The organism is Leucobacter sp. GX0328, from assembly GCF_053567315.1.
This window is the reverse complement of sequence record NZ_JBSGPC010000001.1, coordinates 999,274-1,019,707: the sequence shown is the minus strand read 5'-3', so window position 1 is coordinate 1,019,707 and position 20,434 is coordinate 999,274. Positions and strand designations below refer to the sequence as shown.

The window sequence follows — 20,434 nt, the reverse complement described above, 5'->3', positions numbered from 1 at the left end:
GTTGACCAGGACATTCGCCGCGATCGGCCTCGCCGCCGCCGCGAGCCTCGCCCTGACCTCCTGCGCCTCGTCCGATGCGGCGGCGCCCGCCGCGGGCGACGGCGACGCGCTGAACATCGCGGTCGTGACGCCGTACCTCGGCAACGCGTCGACGAAGGAGGTGATCGACCTCTTCACCGAGGAGGGCGAGCAGCGCGGTTGGAATGTCAGCGTCGAAGACACCGCCGGCGACATGAACCAGCTGAACAGCGCCTTCCAGAACGCCGCCGCGCAGCAGCCCGACGCGATCGTGCTCGGCATGGGCGACCCGACTCAGATCTCGCTCGGACTGAAGGCGGCGGCCGACGCCGGCGTGCCCGTCTTCGCGATCGACGCCGGCGAAGCCGACGGCATCGCGGTCAACGTCACGAGCGACAACCTCGACCTCGGCGAGCAGAGCGCGAACGCGCTGATCGACGCGATGGGCGGCGACGGCTCCATCGTCATGCTGACCCATGACCCGCACCCGGGCGTGAAGGCCCGCGCCGAGGGCGCCCGCAAGGTGTTCGAAGAGGCCGGCATCGACGTCATCGAGGAGAAGCACGTGGACGTGCCCGGCCCCGTCGACGACGCCCGCAAGTCGGTGCAGGATCTCATCGCGGCGCAGGGCGATCGGCTGAACGGCATCTGGGGCGGCTGGGACGAGCCCGCGCTCGGCGCCGTGCAGGCGCTCGATGCGGCCGGCGTCGCCGAGATCCCGGTCGTCGGCGTCGACGGGCAGGATTTCGCGATCGCCGAGATCGAGAAGGGCGGCCCGTTCGCCGCCACCGTCAAGCAGGATTGGCCCGGCATCGCCGCGAAGGTCGCCGAGCTCATCCAGGCGCAGGTCGTCGACGGCGAGAAGCCTGCCGAAACCCGGGTCGAGCTGCCGGGCACTCTCGTCACGAAGCAGTAGCTGCGGCGCGATCCCTGTCGACCGATCGCATCTCGACAGGGATCGCCCGCCGTTGACTTCGCGCACCCGCCCGGCCATGATCGAGGCATGGATGACGAAGTCAGGCTGACCAGCGACCTGGCACGGGCGGCGCGTGCATTCACGAAGGTCTCGAAGCAGATGATCGCCGACGAAGCCGGGCTCGCACGGGCGAAGGTGCGCGATTTCGAGCGCGGGGTGATCGACCTCGACGACCGCGAGAAGGCCGAACTGCGGCGCGCCCTCGAGGTCTACGGCGCCCTCTTCATCCCGGAGGACGACACCGCCGGGTACGGAGTACGCAGGCGCCACCCCCGCGAGAAGCTCATGCGCCTGAATACCTGGGAAGGCGAGGGCGGCAGCGCCTGAACCGGCCCGTGCCGAGCCCCGCACCACCGTGAGTGGTTTTGTGCGTTCTTGTGCGGAAGGTCCGCCGGCTCGTACGATGGGCGCATGGTGACCACCGATCTCGGCCCCGAACGGCGCGAACGCATCGTGCAGCGCGTGCGAGATCGGGGCACCGTGCGCATCAGCGCGCTCGCCGCCGAACTCGAAGTCTCGCTGATGACGGTGCGCCGGGACATCGCGACCCTCGCAGAAGAGGGGCGGCTCGAACGCATCCACGGCGGCGCCCGCCTGCGCGGTGGCCATGTCGCCGACGAGCCCCTGCCGAGCGTGAAGGGCCTCCTGAGCCCGACTGCGAAGCGCGCGATCGCCCGGCTCGCCGCCGATCAGATCCAACCGGGCGAGGTCATCGGCATCGGCTCGGGCACCACCACGCTCATCTTCGCCGAATACGTCGCGCGCACCCCCGGCCTCACGGTCGCCACCAACTCGGTGCCGGTCGCGCAGCGCCTGTGGGAGCTCGGCAGTGCCCGCGTGATCCTGACGGGCGGAGAGGCGACGCCCTCCCAGGCACTCGCCGGGCCGATCGCGATCCAGTCGCTGCAGCCGCTGCACTTCGACACGGTCGTGCTCGGCACGCACGGCTTCGACCTCGAGGCCGGTTGCACCACGCCCAACCTGCTCGAGGCGCAGATGAACGAGGCGCTGCTCGCCCGTGCGCGCCGCAGCGTCGTACTCGCCGACGCCGAGAAGTGGGGTGTCGTCGCGCTCACCACGTTCGCCGGGCTCGCCGACCTCGACGTGCTGGTGAGCGACAGCGGCCTGTCGCAGCACGCCCGCACGGCGCTCGCCGATGCCGAAGTCGGGCTGCTGGTCGCCGAGATCGGCGATTGACGCACGCTCTCGCGCGGTGAAATCGCAGCAAGATAACAATTCCGAACAAAAACAACAGGAATGCCACGCGCCTGTGGCACAATTCGAGAGCAAGCACCCATCTGCCCTGAGGTCGGGTGCAGTTTTTCAAAGGAGAGAAGATGCTCACTCGCAAGAAGAAGCTGGGCGTGGGCCTGGCGATGCTCGCCGTGACGGCCCTCGTCGGCTGCTCGGGCGGCGGTGCCGCCGACGGCGGCAGCGGCGATTCCGCGAAGGATGTCGAGGTGTTCACCTGGTGGGCCCAGGGCTCCGAGAAGGCCGGGCTCGAAGCGCTCGAAGGCGTCTTCGCCGAGCAGCACCCCGACTTCACCTTCGTCAACGGCTCGGTCGCGGGCGGCGCGGGCTCGGCGGCGAAAGATCTGCTGCAGAGCCGCCTCCAGACCAACAACCCGCCGGACTCGTTCCAGGCGCACGCCGGTGAAGAGCTCGCCGACTACATCGAGGCCGGGCAGCTCGAAGACGTCTCGGCGCTGTACGACGAGTACGGCCTGAACGACGCCTTCCCGAGCGACCTCGTCGACCTGCTCACGGTCGACGGCAAGATCTACTCGGTGCCCTCGAACATCCACCGTTCGAACGTCGTCTGGGCGAACAACGAGGTGCTCGAGGCCGCCGGCATCGACCCCTCGACCCCGCCCGCCGACTTCGACGCCTGGATCGCCGACCTCGACAAGGTCGCCGCAGCAGGCCAGACCCCGCTCTCGGTCGCGCAGACCTGGACCCAGGTCAACCTGCTCGAGACCGTGCTCATGTCGAGCCTCGGAGCCGAGGCCTACACAGGCCTCTTCGACGGCACGACCGACTGGTCGGGCCCCGAGGTGACGGGCGCGCTCGAGAACTTCGAGAAGCTCATGAGCTACACCAACGACGACCGCGACGGGCTCGACTGGCCCGAGGCCACCCAGATGGTCATCGACGGTCAGGCCGCCTACAACGTGATGGGCGACTGGGCGGTAGCCGCCTTCCAGCAGGCCGACAAGAAGGACGGTGAAGACTTCACCTACTTCGAGGTGCCCGCCGACAACGGCAACACCGATAAGATCTTCGGCTTCCTCGCCGACTCGTTCACGCTCCCCGTGGGCGCGAAGAACCCCGACGGCGCGAAGGCCTGGCTGAACACCATCAGCTCGGTCGAGGGCCAGGAGGCCTTCAACCTGGCGAAGGGTTCGATCCCCGCCCGAGTCGACACCGACAACTCGAAGTTCCCGGCCTACCAGCAGACCGCACTCCAGTCGTTCGCCGAGGACAAGATCGCCCCGTCGATCGCGCACGGCGCCGCGACGCCGATCGCCTGGCTGAACGCGATCTCCGACGCGACCAGCCAGTACACCGCGGGCGCGACCGACCTGGCCGGCTACCAGACGGCGCTCGCCGAGGCCGCCGACCAGTACGTCAAATAACCCGAGTCACCCGACGGCCGGCCCCGCCCACGCAGCGGGGCCGGTCGGCGGTTCGAAGGAACTCCATGCGCAAATACGCGGCACCGCTCCTGATGGTCGCCCCCTCGCTCATCCTGGTGGGCGTGTTCGTCTACGTGCTCATCGGGCAGAACTTCTGGACCTCGCTCACCGATAACCACACTGCAGCGCAGGCGAACGGCGTGCAGCCCTCGAACTTCGTGGGCTTCGACAACTACGTCGAGCTGCTCACCGACCAGGCGTTCCAGCACTCGCTGATCAACCTCCTGCTCTTCACCGTCGTCTTCATCGCCGGCGCGATGATCGTCGGCTTCATCTGGGCCTGGATCCTCGAACGGCCGATCAAGGGCGGCGGCATCTTCCAGACCGTCTACCTCTTCCCGATGGCCGTCTCGTTCGTGGCCTCCGGCGTCGTGTGGCGCTGGCTGCTCAACGCCAACCAGGGCGACAAGGCCAGCGGCCTGAACCGGCTCTTCCAGATGGTCGGCCTCGATTTCCTGCAGAATCCGTGGTGGAACAACGTCACCTTCGGCATCATGGCGATCGCGCTGCCCGCGGTCTGGCAGCTCTCCGGCTATGTCATGGCGCTCTTCCTCGCCGGCTTCCGCGGGGTGCCCGAAGAGCTGCGCGAAGCGGCCCGCGTCGACGGCGCGACCGAGTGGCAGGTCTACCGCCACGTCATCTTCCCCGAACTCACTCCGGTCGTGATGAGCGCGCTCGTCATCATCGGGCACATGTCGCTGAAGTCGTTCGACCTGATCATGTCGATCTCGAACCCGTCGAACTACCAGACGAAGATCCCTGCCGTCGATATGTTCGTGTTCAAGTCGAGCTTCGACTACGCGAACGCGGCAGCGGTCGGCATGATCCTGCTCGTCATCGTGGCGGTGCTCATCGTGCCCTATCTCATCCAGCAGCACCGGGAGCGCAAGTCATGAGCACCACGACCCTCATCGCGACCGGCGGCACCGTCGTCACGCCCGTCGGCGCGAACCGTCAGAAGACCGGGCTCGCGCGCACCGTCCGCTATGTGCTGCTGCTCGCCGGCGCCGTCTTCGTCTTCATCCCCGTCTACGTGCTCGTCATCACCAGCTTCAAGGGCATCGGCGATGCGACCGCCGAGAACGCATGGTTCCTGCCCGCGTCGTGGACGCTCGAGAACTGGAAGGAAGCGTTCACGGCGCTCGCTCCGTCGCTCGGCCGCACGCTCGCGATGGTCATCCCGTCGACGCTCATCTCCGCCGTGCTCGGCTGCCTCAACGGCTTCGTGCTGTCGCGCTGGCGCTTCCCTGGCGCCGACATCGTCTTCACCCTGATCCTGTTCGGCATGTTCCTGCCCTACCAGGCCGTCATCATCCCGCTCGTCAACATGATGATCGGGCTGAGCGTGCCGAGCGGCATCCCCGCGCTGATCATTCTGCACATCGTCTACGGTCTGCCGATCACGACTCTGATCTTCCGCAACTACTTCGAGAGCGTGCCGATCGAGCTCATGGAGGCGGCGAAGGTCGACGGAGCGGGCATGCTGCGCACCTTCTGGTCGGTCGCGCTGCCGATCGCCATCCCGGGCTTCGTCGTCGTGATCATCTGGCAGTTCACGGCCGCGTGGAACGACTTCCTCTTCGCGGTGTTCTTCTCGGCGCCGGTGAACGGCCCGGTCACCCTCGCCCTGAACAACCTCGCGAACGGCGCGCTGCTCACGAACTACGGCATCTCGATGGCGGGCGCGCTGCTCGCTTCGCTGCCGACCGTGGTCGTGTACGTGATCCTCTCGAAGTACTTCATCGCGGGGCTCATGTCGGGCTCGGTCAAGGGGTAGGGTCTTTCGGCCGACTTCTCGCCGCGAATGCGGGAATTCGTGCGCAATGATCGACTGATTCTGCACGTATCCCCGCATTCGCGTGGCGGAGCCGGACGAGGCGGGGCGCGGGCGCAGCGCGCGGTGCTAGCGGGCGCGCGGCGGGGCGGTCGATGACCGCTGCACGAGCTCCGGCAGCGTCGCGGGCAGCGCGCCGACCGGGCCGCCCTCGATCTGCGCGATGAGCCGCAGCGCCGCAGCACGGCCGAGGTCTTCGAAGGGCTGACGCACCGTCGTGAGCGCCGGGGTCGCATATGCCCCGAGCGGGATCCCGTCGACGGACACCACCGACACGTCCTCGGGGACGCGCCGCCCGGCCTCGTGGAGCGCGCGCAGCACGCCGAAGGCCATCTCGTCGCTCGACACGTACACCGCGGTCGCTTCGGGGATGCCCGCGAGGATGCGGCCCGCGCGGTACCCCGACTCGGGCGTCCAATCTCCAGGGATCGCCTCCGGCGGCACGATACCGCGTGCCTCGAGCGACTCCCGCCACGACGCCCGACGCACTTCGGTCTCGACCCAGTACTCGTCGCCCGAGACGTGCCAGACATTGGCGTGGCCGAGGTCGAGCAGGTGGTCGACCGCGAGGCGCGAGATGAGTGCCTGGTCGACGGCGAAGGGGGAGCGAGGGTCGAGCGCGGCGCGATCGCTGCGCACCGTCGGGGTGCGGTGCGTGCGCAGGCGCATCTCGGGGCTGTCGAGATCGATCGGCACGGCCAGCACGATGCCCTCGGCGCCCTGCCGTTCGAGTCGGTCGAAGGCCTGCAGAAACGCATCGATCGAGGCGTGCTCGGCGACCGCTGCGGTCGTGACCGTATAACCGAGCCCGGCGGCGGTCTGCTCGACGCCGACCCCGAGCGCGCTGAGCGAGTACCGGTCGTTCGAGACGATCATCACGCCGAGCAGCCGAGTGCGCCCCGATGCGAGCGACGCCGCCACCGCCTGCACGCGGTACCCGAGCTGCTCGATCGCCGCCTGCACGCGCGCCGCCGTGTCGGGGCGTACGCTGCTCTGCCCCGATACGACGCGCGATACGGTCTGAGTCGAGACGCCGGCGAGCCGCGCGACATCCGCCTGATTCGCCGGCCGGTGGTGCTGCGGGCCGCGCGGGCTCACCGTGCGCTCCGCGGGAGCACTCGTGCCGGGCGAGGGTTCGGCGACGCGCCGGCCGTCATGACCGGCCCGCTCCTGCTCTCGGTGCCACCGCGAAGACGTCGGGCCGAAGCCAGCCGGCCTCGTCGAACGCGCGCAGCACGTGCTGCTGCACCCGCTCGGCGTCGGCGACGTCGATGAGGGCGATCGCGGCGCCGCCGAACCCGCCGCCGGTCATGCGTGCGCCGAGCGCGCCGGCGGCGATCGAGGCGTCGACCGCGAGGTCGAGCTCGGGCACCGAGATCTCGAAGTCGTCGCGCAGCGACTCGTGCGAGGCGGTCAGCAGCGGGCCGATGGCGCGGGCGCCCTCGCGCTCGAGCGTCGCGATGGTGCGCAGCACGCGATCGTTCTCGGTGACGATGTGGCGCACGCGGCGGAACGTCTCGCCGTCGAGCAGCGCTGCGGCGCTCTCCAGACCCGAGAGGTCGAGCTCGCGCAGCGAGGGGAGGCCGAGCGCGTGGGCGCCGCGCTCGCACGATGCGCGGCGGTCGCGGTAGCCCCCGCTGGCATGCGCGTGCCGCACCCGGGTATCGATGACGAGCAGCTCGAGGTTCGCCTCCGCGAAATGCAGCGGCACGAGCTCGGTCGAGAGGTCTCGGCTGTCGATCAGCACCGCATGGTCGGGTTCGCCCAGCAGCGAGGCGATCTGGTCCATGATGCCGGTCGGGGCGCCGACGGCCTCGTTCTCGGCGCGACGGCCGACGCGGGCGAGCGCCCTGCGGTCGGCGCCGATGCCCCACAGTTCGTCGAGCGCCGTCGCCGTCGCGCACTCGAGCGCGGCCGATGACGACAGGCCGGCGCCGAGGGGTACTTCCGAGGCGAAGAGGAGGTCGTAGCCGCCGAGAGACGCGCCCGGGGCGGCGCCCGTCGAGGCGATCTCGGCGAGCGCCCAGGCGACGCCGAGCGGGTAGGCCGCCCACTCGGGCACCCGCGAGGCGTCGCGGTCGGGGAAGAGATCCGCGAGCTCGTCGATGCGGGCTTCGACCGCGTCGTGGCCCGCGCCCTCGTGCGGGCCGCCGTCTCCGTCTCCGTCTCCGTCGAACGCCGTGGAGGCCACGCGCAATACGCCGTCATCGCGCGGTGCGAGAGCGGCGTACGTGCGCTGGCCGATAGCGAACGGGAGCGCGAAGCCGTCGTTGTAGTCGGTGTGCTCGCCGATGAGATTCACGCGGCCCGGGGCCGACCAGACCCCGACCGGGGCGCGCCCGAAGCGCGCTTCGCAGGCGGCCGCGATGCCGGCGTGCGCGCTTTCCGCAGGGGGCGTCCCGTGCGCGTGCGGCTCGGCCCGCACCGCCTGATCCCTGGCGCTCATCGTGCGCCCCGGTGGAGTCGGCCGTCGCCGTTCGCCGGCGCGAATTCGGGCACCGGTGTCGCTTCGAACGCCTCGCGCAGCCGGGCGGCCCCCTGCTCGGGCGAGACGTCGCCGACCCACGCGCCCATCGCAGCCTCGGAGCCGGCGAGGAACTTCAGCTTGTCGCGGCTGCGGCGGGGCGACGTCAGCTCGAGCCGCAGGCGAATGCTCTCGCGGCCGACGCGCACCGGAGCCTGATGCCACGCGGCGATGTAGGGGGTCGGGGTGTCGTAGACCGCATCGACCGCCCGCAGCAGGCGCAGGTAGAGGGGGGCGAGCTCGTCGCGCTCCGCCGCCGTGGTCTCGGCGAGATCGGCGACGTGGCGGTGCGGCATGAGATGCACTTCGAGCGGCCAGCGCGCCGCGAAGGGCACGAAGGCGCTCCAATGCTCGCCTGCGAAGACGATCCGATCCGACCTCTGCTCGTGCGCGAGGATGCGCGCGAAGAGGTCGTCGCCGTGCGCATCGATGCTGCGCAGCAGACCGCGCGTTCGGGGCGTCACGTACGGGTAGCCGTAGATCTGGCCGTGGGGGTGGGGCAGGGTGACGCCGATCTGCTCCCCCCGGTTCTCGAACGGGAACACCTGCTCGATGCCGGGAAGCGCCGAGAGCGCCGCCACCCGCTCGGCCAGCGCTTCGATGACCGTGCGCGCCCGCGTGGGGGTGAGCGACGCGAACGAGCCTTCGTGCTCGGGCGAGAAGCAGATGACCTCGCAGCGGCCGTGCGACGGGTGGGCGATGCCGGCCGCGGGGTCGTCGGGGCCGACGGGGCCGACGGGTGCGATACCGGCGGGGGAGGCGTCGCCGAGCGGCTCGCCGACGGGGGAGCGCAGGGCTCGAGCGTCGGGGTCGGGCAGGCCGGGGCCGAACGCGGGCGACCGGTTCTCGAACACGGCGACGTCGTAGAGCGACGGCACTTCTGACGGGTTCGCGGGCGTCTGAGGGGCCAGCGGGTCGGCCTCCGCCGGCGGTAAGAAGGCGCGGTTCTGGCGGCTCGTCGCGACCGAGATCCAGTCGCCGGTGAGCACGTCGTAGCGCATCTGCGAGGTGTCGGGGCGAGGATCGAGCACGCGCTCGTCGACGCGGCGCTGGGCCGGCAGGTCGGTGTTCGGGTCGTCGAAGTAGAGCAGCTCGCGGCCGTCGGCGAGGTGCGTCGTGCGCTTGACGACCCCCGCCCCGAGAATCCGTGCCGGGGCCGCGGCCGAATCGAGAATGTTCACGTGAACATTCTAGGCATCGACGTGGCCGGAGTCCATGAGGAGCACCGGTCGGGTCCGGCGGCCGCCCGAACTTCGGCTCTCACCCGAACTTCGGAGCGATTCCGGGGTTCCCATCCGAACGACGGGTGAGAGCCGAAGTTCGGGCGAGGGTTGAAGCGCAGGCGCGCGCCGAGACCCGGCCGCCGCGCGACCGGTCGGCGCCTCAGGCCGCGGCGAGCACCGTTTCCTTGCGGAAGCACTCGAGGCTCTGGAAGACCGTGTCGCGCACCGCGTGCCAGTCGGCCTCGAAGTGCGGCAGGCCCGTCGTGCGCAGCCAGCGCCGGCGCAACCCCTCGGTGACCAGCCCGAGCATCGCGATGACGGCGGTCGTGTTCTCGTACTCCCGTTCGACGAGCTCGAGAATCAGGGGGCGCAGCAGCCGCGTGCTGTGGCCCGCCGCGAAATAGTCGTGCAGGGGGTGCGCCGGGTCGGTGAGGGCATGCATCTCGAGGCGGTCGAAGTTGACGCTCTCGAGCCCGCGCTCGGCCGTGATGCGCACGGTGATGTCGGCGAGGTCGCGCAGAGTGGCCCGGGTGCCGAGCGCGTCGATCTCGGCGATCGCGCGCGAATAGGCGCAGGCCTCCTGCTGCGCCCGCTCGGTGAGCACGGCTTCGAGCAGCGTGGTCAGATCGCTGAAGTGGTGCAGCAGACCGGGTGCGCTCATGCCGCACCAGCGCGCGGTCTTCCGCAGACTGAGCCCTTCCGCTCCGCGGGTGGCGATCATCTCGTGGGTACGAGCGATGATCTCCGCGCGGCGGTCATCCGGGGTCAGGCGGCGTACCATGTGTATCGTTCTTCTTCCGATCTGCGATTCTCCGATGGTACCCCAACCTTTGCGCAAGTATAATCCTCGGCCGCGATCTACTCGGGGTCGCGCACGCCCGACGCTTCGACGATGACGACGAGCCCCGCCATGACGGCGGCGGCGGCGAGCACGGCGATCGAGGGCGAGAAGCCGGCGAGCGGAAGCAGCGCGCAGAGGCAGATGAGCAGGCCGCCGACAGGGATCAGCGCTCCGTACGCCCCCGGCAGGCAGCGGCGCAGGATCAGCCCCCAGACCCCCAGCACGAACACCGCGACCGGCACCGTCAGCATCGCGGTGGCGGCGGCTCCCGTGATCTCTGCGCGGCCGGATTCGTGGTCGAGGAGCACCTTGATCCCTGTCGAGAACGCGCCCGCCGCGGCGAACACGGCGTAGTGCCCGTACCCGAAGATCATCGGGCTACGGCGGCTCTGCAGGGCCGAGCTCGCATCGGAGGAGAAGTAGAGCCACCACATGCCGGCCGCGAGCACGAACCCGCTGCCGCCGATGAGCGCGAAGTCGGCGAGGTGCGACGCCTGCTCGAAGACGTTCGCGGCCGCCGTGGTCGAGGCGAGCACCGACTCGCCGAGCACGATGAGGGTGAACGACCCGTAGCGGTCGGCGATGTGCTCGGGGTGCCAGGGCGTCTGCCCCGCGCTCTCGGCGAAGATCGGCACCGAGACCTCGGCGAGCACGAGCGTGCAGAAGACCGGCAGCGCCCACTGCGCCGGCACCAGCGGGTAGCAGACCCACAGCACCTGCACCGCGACGATGCCGCCGGCGAAGCGCAGCGCTGTGCGCCGCAGGCGGGGGTGGCTGCGCGAGGCCCGGATCCACTGGGCGACGAGCGCGAGACGCATGACGACGTAGCCCGCGATGATGATGCGGAAGTCGCCGTCGACCATCGCCGGCGTCGTGCCCACCGCGAGCACGATGACGCCCGCCATCTGGGTGAGCGCGAGCACGCGGTAGAGCCAGTCGTCGGCGTCGAAGGCGCTCGCGAACCAGGTGAAGTTCATCCATGCCCACCACACGGCGAAGAACACCATGAGGTACGAGACGATGCCGGTGCCGACGTGGGCGCTCGACTCGGCCTGGAAGAGCTGGGCCGATGCGAGCGACACCGATACCGCGAAGATGAGGTCGAAGAAGAGCTCGAGGGGGCTCGACGCGCGGAAGATCTCGGTCGGGTCGCGCGGCCGCATCTTGCGCACGCCGAGGCGCCGATGCGTTCCGGGCATGCCGGGCGCCGTCCGATCCGCGTCGCTCATGCGGCACTCCTTCGCGTCTTCCGGGCCCGTGCCCGGGATGGGGAAATCTTACGGCAGAGGTTGCGGGCTGCCGCATCAGCGGCAGGAGCGCCGGGCCCGGCCCGGCCGTGCGAGCTCCATCGGACTTGCGAGCTCGCTCGGACGAAAAGCAGCCGAATGATCCGAACGGGCTCCAGGATCCGAGCGAGCTCACGGCGCCGTGCATGCTGAGGGCGCGGCGCCTCCGCGACCCGTCGGCGAGGGCCGAGTCGAAAGCATTGCGTCACGTACTATCTCTGTCGTAGTATGTTTGATGTACCAGCATCCGGCGGTACCCGGCACCGAACGAAGGGGAATGCGATCGTGATCAGCGCCGACGCCATTCGCGGCTACATCGACCTCATGGTGCTCTCGCTCTTGCGCACCGGACCCTCGTACGCCTATGAGTTGGCCCAGCGCATCACCGAGATCGGCGACGGCGATTACGACATCAAGCAGACCACCCTCTATTCGGCGGTGAAACGGCTCGAAGCGAGCGAGCACGTCAGCTCGTACGCCGGCGTCTCGCCCTCGGGCAAGCCGCGCACCTATTACCGCATCACGGATGCGGGCCATGCGCACCTCGCGCAGAAGGTCGCCGAATGGCGCACCACTCAGACCGTCGTCGAACGGTTCATCCACGACCAGAACGCACCAGGAGCGACATCATGAACGTCATCAACGCGTATCTCGACACCATGTTCAGCGCATACCCGCAGACGCCCCGCCTGCTCGAAGCCAAGACCGAGCTGCAGGGCATGATGGAGGACGCCTACACGGGCCTCATCGCCGAGGGTCGCTCCGAGAACGAGGCCGTCGGGCAGGTGATCCGCGACTTCGGCAACATCGACGAGGTCGCCCCGGTGCTCGGCATCTCGGCCGACATCGCCCCCGCGGACGCCGCCGATGGGCCGAACGGTCCGGCCGACCGAGCACCCGCAGGCCCCGCACCCATCACGCTCGAAGAAGCGAAAGGCTACGCCGGGGTGCAGGAGCGCATCCGCTTCCGCGTCAGCACCGCCATCATGCTCTTCGTGCTCTCGCCGGCGCTGATCATCCTGCTGCCGACCGCCGCCGAAGCGGGCGCGATCGGCATCACCGCCGGCGTCGCGAGCTTCATCGGCATCGCGGCGCTGCTCGTGCTCGTCGCGACCGGCGTCATCCTCATGATCACCGCCTCGCGCGAGATCGCGCCGTACCAGCGCGTCGCCGACGGGGCCTTCGCCACGAACCCCGAGGTCGCGCGCTGGGCCGACGCGCTCGAGCAGCAGCACGAGCACGGCCGCATTCGAGCCCTGCAGCTCGCCATCGCATTCTGGATTCTCGCGCCGCTGCCCCTCATCGGCTTCTCGCTGCTCATGAGCGGGGGCGAGCGCGGCGACATCTGGTCGACCATCGGGGTCGTGCTGGTGCTCGTGTTCGTCGCGGCCGGCCTCGGCATCCTACTGCCGCGGGCCTGGGCGCACTCGGCGGCCGCGCGCCTGCGTCTCGAGACGAGGGGCACGGGCGGCTCCGACGACGAGCGCAGCATCATCGGCGTGATCGCCGCCTTCTACTGGCCGCTGCTCACTGCGATCTTCCTCGCCTGGAGCTTCATCGGCGATGCGTGGGGCACCTCGTGGATCGTGTGGCCCATCGGCGGCGTGCTCTTCGGCGCGATCGCCGCGGGCGGCGGGGCGATCGAGAGCTACCGACGCGCGAACCGCTAGCGACCGCCGGCGGTCGGTGATCCCTGGCGGTGGCTGCAGGGATCGCCGACCGTACTCGGTACCGCGGTACCTATCGCCCGCGGCGCGCGGGGCGTACCGTGAGAGCGTAGGGATGTCTCGGCATGCCGCCGCGACCACGAGCGAAGGAGTGCCATGAACGGGATGGTGATCATCGGCGGCGGGCTCGCGGCCGAGACCGCTGCGAAGGAGCTTCGTACTCGGGGCTACGACGGGGCGATCACGGTGCTCGCCTCGGAAGCGCACAGCCTCTACCAGCGGCCCCCGCTCTCGAAAGGCTATCTCTCGGGCGCCGAGGGAATCGAAGCGGTCGTACTGCACGACCACGACTGGTACACCGAGCACAGCATCACTGTGCTCGCGAACACCGAGGCGACGAGCCTCGACACCGCGGCCCGTGAAGTCGGCTTCACCGACGGCGGCACGCTCGGCTACGACAAGCTGCTGCTCGCGACGGGGGCTTCGGCGCGACGTCTGCCCCTCGCAGGCGCCGACCTCGCCGGAGTGCACGCGCTGCGCACCCTCGAGGACGCCGATCAGCTGCGGGCGCCGCTCGCCGAGGGCGGCAAGCGGCTCGTGGTCATCGGCTCGGGCTGGATCGGCATGGAGGTCGCGGCGACGGCCCGCCAGCTCGGCAACACGGTCACCGTGCTCGAACGCGGCGCCGTACCGCTCGCATCGGCCCTCGGCGCGGAGATCGGGAGCGAGTTCCGGCGCCTCCACGAGGAGCACGGCGTCGTCTTCCGCTCGGAGGTCGAGGTGCGGGAGATCGTCGGTGCCGAGGGCGCGGTGACGGGCGTGCGCATCTCAGGATCGGGCGCTGAAGCCGACCTCGTCGACGCCGACCTCGTGCTCATCGCCGTCGGTGCCGAGCCCGACACGGGCCTCGCCGAACGGGCCGGCATCGAGGTCGATCACGGCATCCTGACCGACGCGTCGCTGCGCACGAGCGCGCCCGACGTGTTCGCCGCGGGCGACGTCGCGAACCCCGTGCACCCGGTGCTCGGCGAACGGCTGCGCAGCGAGCACTGGCAGAACGCCATCTCGAGCGGCGAGGTCGCGGCGCGCTCCATGCTCGGCATCGCCGCGCAGCACGACTCCATCCCCTACTTCTACACCGACCAGTTCGACCTCGGCATGGAGCTCTCGGGCTACCCGCCGCTCATGGCGGGAGCCGACATCGTGATCCGCGGCGACCTCCAGGCCCGCGAGTTCATCGCCTTCTGGATGCGGGGCGGCCGGGTCGTCGGCGGCATGAACGTCAATGTCTGGGACGTCAACGAGACGGTGCAGCAGCTCATCCGAGAGGCGTCGCCGGTCGATGCCGCCGCTCTCGCCGACACCGCGACCGGGCTCGCGAGCCTCGTCGGGTAGCCTGAACGCGATGACTACGAAACGGCCCGCCGATCAGGCTGCAGCCGAGCGCGCGGTGCGCGAACTGCTCTCGGCCCTCGGCTACGACGCCGACAGCGAGCGCTTCGCCCTCACTCCGGCCCGTGTGGTCACCGCGCTGCGCGAGTTCACCGAACCCGCACCGCTCGCCGTGAGCACCTTCCCGAACACCGACGGCTACGACGACCTCGTCGTGATGCGCGACATCGCCTTCGTCTCGGTGTGCGAGCACCATCTGCTGCCCTTCCGCGGGGTCGCCCACGTCGGCTACCTGCCCGGCGAGAAGATCGCCGGCCTCTCGGCGCTCGCCCATGCGGTCGAGCACTACGCGCGCGCCGCGACGCTGCAGGAGGACCTGACCGCCCGCATCGCCGACCGCCTGCAGGCCGACCTCGGCGCCCGGGCCGTCGGCGTCGTCACCGTCGCCGAGCACCAGTGCGTCACGATCCGCGGCGTGAGGGCCTCCGGCACGAGCACCCTGATGCAGGCGTTCCGCGGCGCTGAGCGCGACGACGCCGCGCTCAGGAGGGCGCTGTCGTGATCGTCGACCCCGAGCTGCCGTATCCGGTATTCCGTCTCGGCGCGGTCGACATCGATTTCAGCCGCCACGTCGCGACGATGGCGATCGTCAACCGCACCCCCGACTCCTTCTACGACGAGGGCGCCACCTTCGCGTTCGACGCGGCGCTCGCCGCAGGGGCCCGGGCCTTCGAGCTCGGCGCCGACATCGTCGACGTCGGCGGGGTGAAGTTCGCCCCGGGGCCCGCGCTCCCGATCGACGACGAGCTCGGCCGCGTCGTGCCGTTCGTGCGCGAGCTCGCGGCCCTCGGGCCCGTGAGCGTCGACACCTTCCACCCGCGCGTGGCCCGCGAATCGATCGCAGCGGGCGCCGCGATCATCAACGATACGACGGGTCTGCACGACCCCGAGATGGCGAGCATCGTCGCCGACAGTGAAGCGGTGCTCGTGATCGCGCACAGCTCGGCGGCCCCGCGCACGAGGCTCGTCGGCCCGCAGTACGGAGATGTCGTGCGCGACGTGCGCGAGTTCCTCGAAGCCCGGGTCGCGCTCGCCCTCGACCGCGGCGTGCCGCCCGAACGCATCATCGTCGACCCGGGGCACGATCTCAATAAGAACACGCTGCACACTCTCGCGATCACGCGCGAGCTCGAGCAGTTCGCGCGTCTCGGCTACCCGCTGCTCGTCGCGCTCTCGAACAAGGATTTCATCGGCGAGACCCTGAACCGCCCACGGCCCGAGCGCCTCGTCGGGTCGATCGCCTCCGCCGTGTTCTGCGCGACCCAGGGCGCGCGCATCGTGCGCGTGCACAACGTCGCCGAGACCGTCGACGCGATGCGCATGATCGAGACGACGATGGGCTGGCGCGATCCGGTCTTCCTCCGGCACAACATGCCGCCGCAGGGCCCGCGCCTCGAGACCGGCGAGGCCGTCGAGATCATGACCGAGGCCGCGCGCGATACGGTCTGAGCGTCGTTCGAGAAGGGAGCTGAGCATGCCGAGCACGGACGAACTGTTCGAGCACTACCAGTACGCCGACGCGACGGGCGGCGGTTCGGGTCGCGCGCACGTGCGCATGAATTTCATCACCGGCGCCGATGGCGCAGTCGCCTATGGCGGGCGCAGCGGTGCGCTCGGCGGCGACACCGACCGTACTCTCATGCGGGTGATGCGGGCGATGAGCGACGCCGTGCTCGTCAGCGCGGGTACGGTGCGGGCCGAGGGATACGGCGGGCTGACGATCCCTGCCGAGATGCTCGAACGGAGGCGCGTCGAGGCGCTCGCGGAGGGTGCGCACCCGCGCATGGTGATCGCGACGAACGCGTTCGATCTCGACCCGGCGATGCCGGTGTTCGCGCAGGCAGAACAGCGCCCGCTGATCCTCACCTCGCACGTCGCCGCCGCGCGCCGTGGCGGCGACTTCGCGGCGGTCGCCGACGTGCTCGCAGCGGGCGACGAGCGGCTCGACATCGCGGAGGCCCTGCGCCGCCTGCCCGAGCGCGGCCTGCGGCGGGTGCTCTGCGAGGGCGGCCCGCAGTTCTTCGGGGCGTTGCTCGAGGCCGATCTCGTCGACGAGGTCTGCCTCACGATCGCCCCGATCTTCACCGCCGGTCGCGCCGGCCGCATCGCGGTATCGGCCGAGGAGGTGTACCGCCGCTTCGAGTTGCTCGGGCACCTCGCCGATGCCGAGGGGTTTCTGCTCGCGCGGTACGTGCGCCGCTGAAGCCGTCAGCCGCCCCGCCGCTCCCGGGTGCGCCGCTCAGCCTGCTCGACTAGAGTGGCTGATACGCGGCGATTTCAGCCAGTTTCTACCGATTTCATCAGTGGAAATGTGATTTTTCAGCGGAAAACGTAGGGCGGCCCGATCTCCGGGCTGCTCGTCAACAAAGGAGTTACGACTATGTCGAAGTACCGGGTGCAGAACCCCGCGACCGGCGAGATCCTGGAGACCTTCGCCGACATGAGCGATGCCCAGATCGAGCAGGCGCTCGCGAGCGCCGACGCGGTGTACCGCGAGTGGCGCGAGAAGAGCGTGCAGGAGCGCGCGGTCGTGGTGAAGCGCGTCGCCGAGATCTTCGCCGAACGTCGCGACGAGCTCGCCGAGATCATCGCCACCGAGATGGGCAAGTCGATCGCCGAGAGCCTCGACGAGGTCGACTTCGCGACCGACATCATCGAGTACTACGCGGTGCACGGCCCGAGCCTCATCACCGACGTCGAGATCCCGTCGACCATCCCGGGCAAGGCGACGATCGAGCAGCTGCCGCTCGGCGTGCTGCTCGGTGTCATGCCGTGGAACTTCCCGTACTACCAGGTCGCACGTTTCGCAGCACCCAATCTGCTGCTCGGCAACACGATCCTGCTCAAGCACGCCGACATCTGCGCGAAGTCGAACCTCGTCATGCAGGAGATCTTCGAGCAGGCGGGCGTTCCCGCCGGCGGCTACCAGGCGATCTTCGCCTCGCACGACCAGATCGCGACCGTCATCGCCGATCCGCGCGTGCAGGGCGTCTCGCTCACCGGCTCCGAGCGCGCCGGCGCCATCATCGGCGCCCAGGCCGGCACGCACCTGAAGAAGTGCGTGCTCGAGCTCGGCGGCATCGACCCGATGGTCGTGCTCGACGCCGACGACGTCGCCGCGGTGGCGAAGGACGCCTGGGGCTTCCGCGTCTACAACGGCGGCCAGGTCTGCAACTCGAACAAGCGCATGATCGTCATGGACGACATCTACGACGAGTTCGTCGCCGAGCTGAAGAAGCTCGCTACCGGGCTCGTCCCGGGCGACCAGCTGAACCTGCAGGAGGGCGAGTTCGCCCCGCTGTCGACCCGCGGCGCCGCCGAGACCGTGCATGCGCAGGTGCAGAAGGCCGTCGCCGAGGGCGCGACCCTCGAGATCGGCGGCGTGCTCTCGGACGGCCCCGGCGCCTACTACTCGCCCGCCGTGCTCACCGGCGTGCCGCGCGACTCGGAGTCGTACCGCGAGGAGATCTTCGGCCCGGTCGCGACCGTCTACAAGGTGTCGAGCGACGAGGAAGCGCTCGAACTCGCCAACGACTGCGCGCTCGGCCTCGGGGGCTCGGTGTTCTCGGACGACGAGGCCCGCGCAGCCCGGGTCGCTTCGAAGCTCGAGGTCGGCATGAGCCACGTGAACATCATCGCCGCGGAGGCCGCCGAGATCCCGTTCGGCGGTGTGAAGCGCTCGGGCTTCGGTCGCGAGATGGGCCCCGTCGGCATCGGCGAGTTCGCCAACAAGCGCCTGTACTTCGTCGCGAAGTAGCTCTTCACGGCTGCGAGGCGAACCCCGCTCCTGCGATGCGCAGGGGCGGGGTTCGTCGTTTCCGGGCCCGTTCCGGCGTAGATTCTGCCGGATCCCTGCAGCGGGAGGCGCCCGAATGCATCGGAATGGTAGCGATTCCGGCAATCGGCGCGGAGCGACCCCGCGAGCACAGTACACTCGGTACGGAAATCGCGACAGGGCGACTCTCTCGTACGAGGCCGGGCGTCCCTGTCCTGACAGGAGAGATCGATGAAGATTCGCTACGCGCTTCCCGCGCTGCTCGCAGTCGGCGCCCTCGCGCTGACCGGTTGCACCAATGACGACACCGCCGCTACGAAGGGCTCGGATTCCGCGAGCACCTCGAAGAGCATCGTCACGTTCGACGACATCAAGAAGGCCGGCGTGCTGGTCATCGCCACCGATGCCGAGTACCCGCCGAACGAGTACAAGGACGAGAAGGGCGAGCCGACCGGCTGGGGCGTCGACCTCGCGAACGCCGTCGCAGAGAAGCTCGGCGTCGAGCCCGAGTGGGAGATCATGGGCTTCGACTCGATCATGCCCCGCATCGAGGAGGGCGTCGTGAACATGGGTTCGTCGTCGTTCACCGACAATGCGAAGCGCCAGGAGACCGTCGACTTCGTCAACTTCCTGAACGCAGGCAGCCAGTGGGCGGCCCCGACGGGCACCGACGTCGACCCCGAGAACGCGTGCGGTCTCACGATCGCCGTGCAGCAGGGCACCGTGCAGCACACCGATGAGCTGCCCGCCCGCGACCAGAAGTGCAAGGACGACGGCCAGCCCGGCATCGAAATCCTGCCCTTCGAGGGCCAGCCCGAGGTCACGAACGCCGTGATCAACGGCCAGGCGCAGGCCTTCTCGGCCGACTCGCCGGTCACCGGCGATGCGGTCGCCAAGACCGATGGCGCGCTGCACCTCGTCGGTGACCTCTTCGACGCCGCCCCGTACGGCTTCGCCGTGCAGAAGGATTCGGGCATGGCCGAAGAAGTGCAGAAGGCCCTGCAGGCGCTCATGGACGACGGCACCTACCTCGACATCCTGACCCAGGCCGGCATCGAGTCGGGCGCGCTGCCCGAGGCAACCATCAACGCGGGCAAGTAGGCAGAGGGCTTCGATCATGTCGAACCCGAGCGTAGAGGGCGCGGAGCAGACCGCTCCGCGCCCTCGCGCGAATTCCGAGCCCGAGGCCATCGAGGCCATCCGTCTGCGCCACCCGTGGCGCACCGTGTTCGCGACGGTGCTCGTCATCGCCGCGGCACTCTTCATCTACGACGCCGCGGTCAACCGCCCGGTGTATTCGTGGGATATCGTCGCGCAGTATCTCTTCGACGTCCGAGTCATCTCGGCCATCGGCTACACGCTGCAGCTCACCATCTACTCGATGGTCATCGCGATCGTGCTCGGCGTGACGCTCGCCATCATGCGCCTCTCGCCGAACCCGGTGGTGCGATCGATCGCGTGGGTCTACCTGTGGGTCTTCCGCGGCACTCCGGTGTACGTGCAGCTGGTGTTCTGGGGCCTCGTGCCCGTCATCTACAAGACCATCGATATCGGCATCCCCTTCACCGAGGCGATGTTCTCGCTGACGACGAAGGACTTCCTGAGCTACTTCGTGCTCGCGATCATCGGCCTCGCGCTGAACGAGGCCGCCTACATGGCCGAGATCGTGCGCGCCGGTCTGCTCTCGGTCGATAAGGGCCAGGACGAGGCGGCGATCGCGCTCGGCCTGGGCTGGTGGCACACCATGACGCGCGTGATCCTGCCGCAGGCGATGCGCGTCATCATCCCGCCCACCGGCAACGAGGTCATCTCGATGCTGAAGACCACATCGCTCGTGACGGCCGTGCCGTTCACGCTCGAGCTGTACACCCGCACCCGCGACATCGCGGCGGTCACCTACAAGCCGGTGCCGATGCTCATCGTCGCATCCGTCTGGTATCTCGTGATCACGTCGATCCTCATGGTCGGCCAGTACTATCTCGAGCGCCACTTCGCGCGCGGCGTGAGCCAGCGGGTCGACAACGTGCCGTCGGTGACGGTCGAGACCGGCGTCATCAGCGTCGCTGCGGCTCAGGCCGAGGTCGCACCGGGTGCTCCAGGTGACGGTCCAGCGGCCGCAGATCGCGGAGAAAGGGGCTAGGC

20 protein-coding genes are annotated in these 20,434 nt (G+C 69.5%); 15 read left to right on the top strand and 5 right to left on the bottom strand.

Features of this window, described 5'->3' with window-relative positions:
• Nucleotide 1: 1 nt before the first annotated feature.
• The 6 genes from ACUYTF_RS04640 (at nucleotide 2) to ACUYTF_RS04615 (ending at nucleotide 5,467) form a co-directional block, all read left to right on the top strand.
• Nucleotides 2-934 carry a sugar ABC transporter substrate-binding protein gene (locus ACUYTF_RS04640; RefSeq protein ID WP_449279374.1) on the top strand — a complete coding sequence of 311 codons (933 nt, stop codon included), beginning with the start codon at nucleotides 2-4 and terminating at the stop codon, nucleotides 932-934.
• A gap of 87 nt (nucleotides 935-1,021) precedes the next feature.
• Nucleotides 1,022-1,321, top strand: coding sequence for an XRE family transcriptional regulator (locus tag ACUYTF_RS04635; RefSeq protein WP_434142850.1), 300 nt, complete (start codon nucleotides 1,022-1,024; stop codon nucleotides 1,319-1,321).
• Nucleotides 1,322-1,405: 84 nt separating this feature from the next.
• Nucleotides 1,406-2,191: a DeoR family transcriptional regulator gene (locus ACUYTF_RS04630; RefSeq protein WP_434142852.1), complete on the top strand. Its 786-nt coding sequence runs from the start codon at nucleotides 1,406-1,408 to the stop codon at nucleotides 2,189-2,191.
• A gap of 140 nt (nucleotides 2,192-2,331) precedes the next feature.
• Nucleotides 2,332-3,630: an extracellular solute-binding protein gene (locus ACUYTF_RS04625; protein WP_434142854.1), complete on the top strand. Its 1,299-nt coding sequence runs from the start codon at nucleotides 2,332-2,334 to the stop codon at nucleotides 3,628-3,630.
• A 65-nt stretch (nucleotides 3,631-3,695) separates the two neighbouring features.
• On the top strand, nucleotides 3,696-4,586 hold the full coding sequence (locus ACUYTF_RS04620; RefSeq protein WP_434142855.1) for an ABC transporter permease subunit: 891 nt from the start codon (nucleotides 3,696-3,698) through the stop codon (nucleotides 4,584-4,586).
• On the top strand, nucleotides 4,583-5,467 hold the full coding sequence (locus tag ACUYTF_RS04615; RefSeq protein WP_434142857.1) for an ABC transporter permease subunit: 885 nt from the start codon (nucleotides 4,583-4,585) through the stop codon (nucleotides 5,465-5,467). Before ACUYTF_RS04620 ends, ACUYTF_RS04615 begins: the two co-directional genes overlap by 4 nt.
• A 126-nt stretch (nucleotides 5,468-5,593) precedes the next feature.
• On the opposite strand, the gene ACUYTF_RS04610 is transcribed toward ACUYTF_RS04615, so the two are convergent.
• From ACUYTF_RS04610 to ACUYTF_RS04590, 5 genes are all read right to left on the bottom strand, one after another.
• Nucleotides 5,594-6,622 carry a substrate-binding domain-containing protein gene (locus tag ACUYTF_RS04610; RefSeq protein WP_434142859.1) on the bottom strand — a complete coding sequence of 343 codons (1,029 nt, stop codon included), beginning with the start codon at nucleotides 6,620-6,622 and terminating at the stop codon, nucleotides 5,594-5,596.
• Nucleotides 6,623-6,677: 55 nt separating this feature from the next.
• Nucleotides 6,678-7,970: a galactokinase gene (gene galK / locus ACUYTF_RS04605; RefSeq protein ID WP_434142861.1), complete on the bottom strand. Its 1,293-nt coding sequence runs from the start codon at nucleotides 7,968-7,970 to the stop codon at nucleotides 6,678-6,680.
• Nucleotides 7,967-9,229, bottom strand: a complete 1,263-nt coding sequence (gene galT / locus ACUYTF_RS04600) for a galactose-1-phosphate uridylyltransferase (RefSeq protein WP_434142863.1) — start codon at nucleotides 9,227-9,229, stop codon at nucleotides 7,967-7,969. The genes galK and galT overlap by 4 nt, the downstream gene beginning before the upstream one ends.
• Before the next feature lie 202 nt (nucleotides 9,230-9,431).
• The gene (locus ACUYTF_RS04595) at nucleotides 9,432-10,052 is read right to left on the bottom strand and encodes a TetR family transcriptional regulator (RefSeq protein ID WP_434142865.1); all 621 of its coding nucleotides are present in this window, start codon (nucleotides 10,050-10,052) and stop codon (nucleotides 9,432-9,434) included.
• A 77-nt stretch (nucleotides 10,053-10,129) separates the two neighbouring features.
• Nucleotides 10,130-11,341, bottom strand: coding sequence for a low temperature requirement protein A (locus ACUYTF_RS04590; RefSeq protein WP_434142867.1), 1,212 nt, complete (start codon nucleotides 11,339-11,341; stop codon nucleotides 10,130-10,132).
• Nucleotides 11,342-11,626: 285 nt separating this feature from the next.
• On the opposite strand from ACUYTF_RS04590, the gene ACUYTF_RS04585 reads away from it, so the two are divergent.
• The 9 genes from ACUYTF_RS04585 to ACUYTF_RS04545 all read left to right on the top strand — a co-directional run bounded on the left by ACUYTF_RS04585 (nucleotide 11,627) and on the right by ACUYTF_RS04545 (nucleotide 20,432).
• On the top strand, nucleotides 11,627-12,031 hold the full coding sequence (locus ACUYTF_RS04585) for a helix-turn-helix transcriptional regulator (protein WP_434142868.1): 405 nt from the start codon (nucleotides 11,627-11,629) through the stop codon (nucleotides 12,029-12,031).
• The gene (locus tag ACUYTF_RS04580) at nucleotides 12,028-13,068 is read left to right on the top strand and encodes a permease prefix domain 1-containing protein (protein ID WP_434142869.1); all 1,041 of its coding nucleotides are present in this window, start codon (nucleotides 12,028-12,030) and stop codon (nucleotides 13,066-13,068) included. The genes ACUYTF_RS04585 and ACUYTF_RS04580 overlap by 4 nt, the downstream gene beginning before the upstream one ends.
• 153 nt (nucleotides 13,069-13,221) lie before the next feature.
• On the top strand, nucleotides 13,222-14,460 hold the full coding sequence (locus tag ACUYTF_RS04575; protein WP_434142871.1) for an FAD-dependent oxidoreductase: 1,239 nt from the start codon (nucleotides 13,222-13,224) through the stop codon (nucleotides 14,458-14,460).
• Between the two features lie 10 nt (nucleotides 14,461-14,470).
• Complete coding sequence (folE, locus tag ACUYTF_RS04570; RefSeq protein ID WP_449279373.1) at nucleotides 14,471-15,019, top strand: GTP cyclohydrolase I; 549 nt, start codon at nucleotides 14,471-14,473, stop codon at nucleotides 15,017-15,019.
• Nucleotides 15,016-15,966 carry a dihydropteroate synthase gene (folP, locus tag ACUYTF_RS04565; RefSeq protein WP_434142874.1) on the top strand — a complete coding sequence of 317 codons (951 nt, stop codon included), beginning with the start codon at nucleotides 15,016-15,018 and terminating at the stop codon, nucleotides 15,964-15,966. The genes folE and folP overlap by 4 nt, the downstream gene beginning before the upstream one ends.
• A 25-nt stretch (nucleotides 15,967-15,991) precedes the next feature.
• Nucleotides 15,992-16,720 carry a pyrimidine reductase family protein gene (locus tag ACUYTF_RS04560; RefSeq protein ID WP_434142876.1) on the top strand — a complete coding sequence of 243 codons (729 nt, stop codon included), beginning with the start codon at nucleotides 15,992-15,994 and terminating at the stop codon, nucleotides 16,718-16,720.
• Between the two features lie 177 nt (nucleotides 16,721-16,897).
• Entirely contained in the window at nucleotides 16,898-18,274 is a 1,377-nt protein-coding gene (locus ACUYTF_RS04555) for an NAD-dependent succinate-semialdehyde dehydrogenase (protein WP_434142878.1), read from the top strand.
• Nucleotides 18,275-18,523: 249 nt separating this feature from the next.
• Nucleotides 18,524-19,393, top strand: a complete 870-nt coding sequence (locus ACUYTF_RS04550; RefSeq protein WP_434142879.1) for an ABC transporter substrate-binding protein — start codon at nucleotides 18,524-18,526, stop codon at nucleotides 19,391-19,393.
• A 16-nt stretch (nucleotides 19,394-19,409) separates the two neighbouring features.
• Entirely contained in the window at nucleotides 19,410-20,432 is a 1,023-nt protein-coding gene (locus ACUYTF_RS04545) for an ABC transporter permease subunit (RefSeq protein WP_434142881.1), read from the top strand.
• The last annotated feature ends 2 nt before the right edge of the window (nucleotides 20,433-20,434 follow it).

What these genes read in the sequence shown, in the direction of transcription:
- ACUYTF_RS04590 (WP_434142867.1), bottom strand. Translation starts at nt 11,341, where the DNA reads ATGAGCGACGCGGATCGGACGGCGCCCGGCATGCCCGGAACGCATCGG.
- folE (WP_449279373.1), top strand. Translation starts at nt 14,471, where the DNA reads ATGACTACGAAACGGCCCGCCGATCAGGCTGCAGCCGAGCGCGCGGTG.
- ACUYTF_RS04555 (WP_434142878.1), top strand. Translation starts at nt 16,898, where the DNA reads ATGTCGAAGTACCGGGTGCAGAACCCCGCGACCGGCGAGATCCTGGAG.
- ACUYTF_RS04560 (WP_434142876.1), top strand. Translation starts at nt 15,992, where the DNA reads ATGCCGAGCACGGACGAACTGTTCGAGCACTACCAGTACGCCGACGCG.
- ACUYTF_RS04630 (WP_434142852.1), top strand. Translation starts at nt 1,406, where the DNA reads ATGGTGACCACCGATCTCGGCCCCGAACGGCGCGAACGCATCGTGCAG.
- ACUYTF_RS04620 (WP_434142855.1), top strand. Translation starts at nt 3,696, where the DNA reads ATGCGCAAATACGCGGCACCGCTCCTGATGGTCGCCCCCTCGCTCATC.
- ACUYTF_RS04595 (WP_434142865.1), bottom strand. Translation starts at nt 10,052, where the DNA reads ATGGTACGCCGCCTGACCCCGGATGACCGCCGCGCGGAGATCATCGCT.
- ACUYTF_RS04550 (WP_434142879.1), top strand. Translation starts at nt 18,524, where the DNA reads ATGAAGATTCGCTACGCGCTTCCCGCGCTGCTCGCAGTCGGCGCCCTC.
- ACUYTF_RS04580 (WP_434142869.1), top strand. Translation starts at nt 12,028, where the DNA reads ATGAACGTCATCAACGCGTATCTCGACACCATGTTCAGCGCATACCCG.
- ACUYTF_RS04615 (WP_434142857.1), top strand. Translation starts at nt 4,583, where the DNA reads ATGAGCACCACGACCCTCATCGCGACCGGCGGCACCGTCGTCACGCCC.
- ACUYTF_RS04585 (WP_434142868.1), top strand. Translation starts at nt 11,627, where the DNA reads ATGTTTGATGTACCAGCATCCGGCGGTACCCGGCACCGAACGAAGGGG.
- ACUYTF_RS04625 (WP_434142854.1), top strand. Translation starts at nt 2,332, where the DNA reads ATGCTCACTCGCAAGAAGAAGCTGGGCGTGGGCCTGGCGATGCTCGCC.
- ACUYTF_RS04545 (WP_434142881.1), top strand. Translation starts at nt 19,410, where the DNA reads ATGTCGAACCCGAGCGTAGAGGGCGCGGAGCAGACCGCTCCGCGCCCT.
- ACUYTF_RS04575 (WP_434142871.1), top strand. Translation starts at nt 13,222, where the DNA reads ATGAACGGGATGGTGATCATCGGCGGCGGGCTCGCGGCCGAGACCGCT.
- galK (WP_434142861.1), bottom strand. Translation starts at nt 7,970, where the DNA reads ATGAGCGCCAGGGATCAGGCGGTGCGGGCCGAGCCGCACGCGCACGGG.
- ACUYTF_RS04635 (WP_434142850.1), top strand. Translation starts at nt 1,022, where the DNA reads ATGGATGACGAAGTCAGGCTGACCAGCGACCTGGCACGGGCGGCGCGT.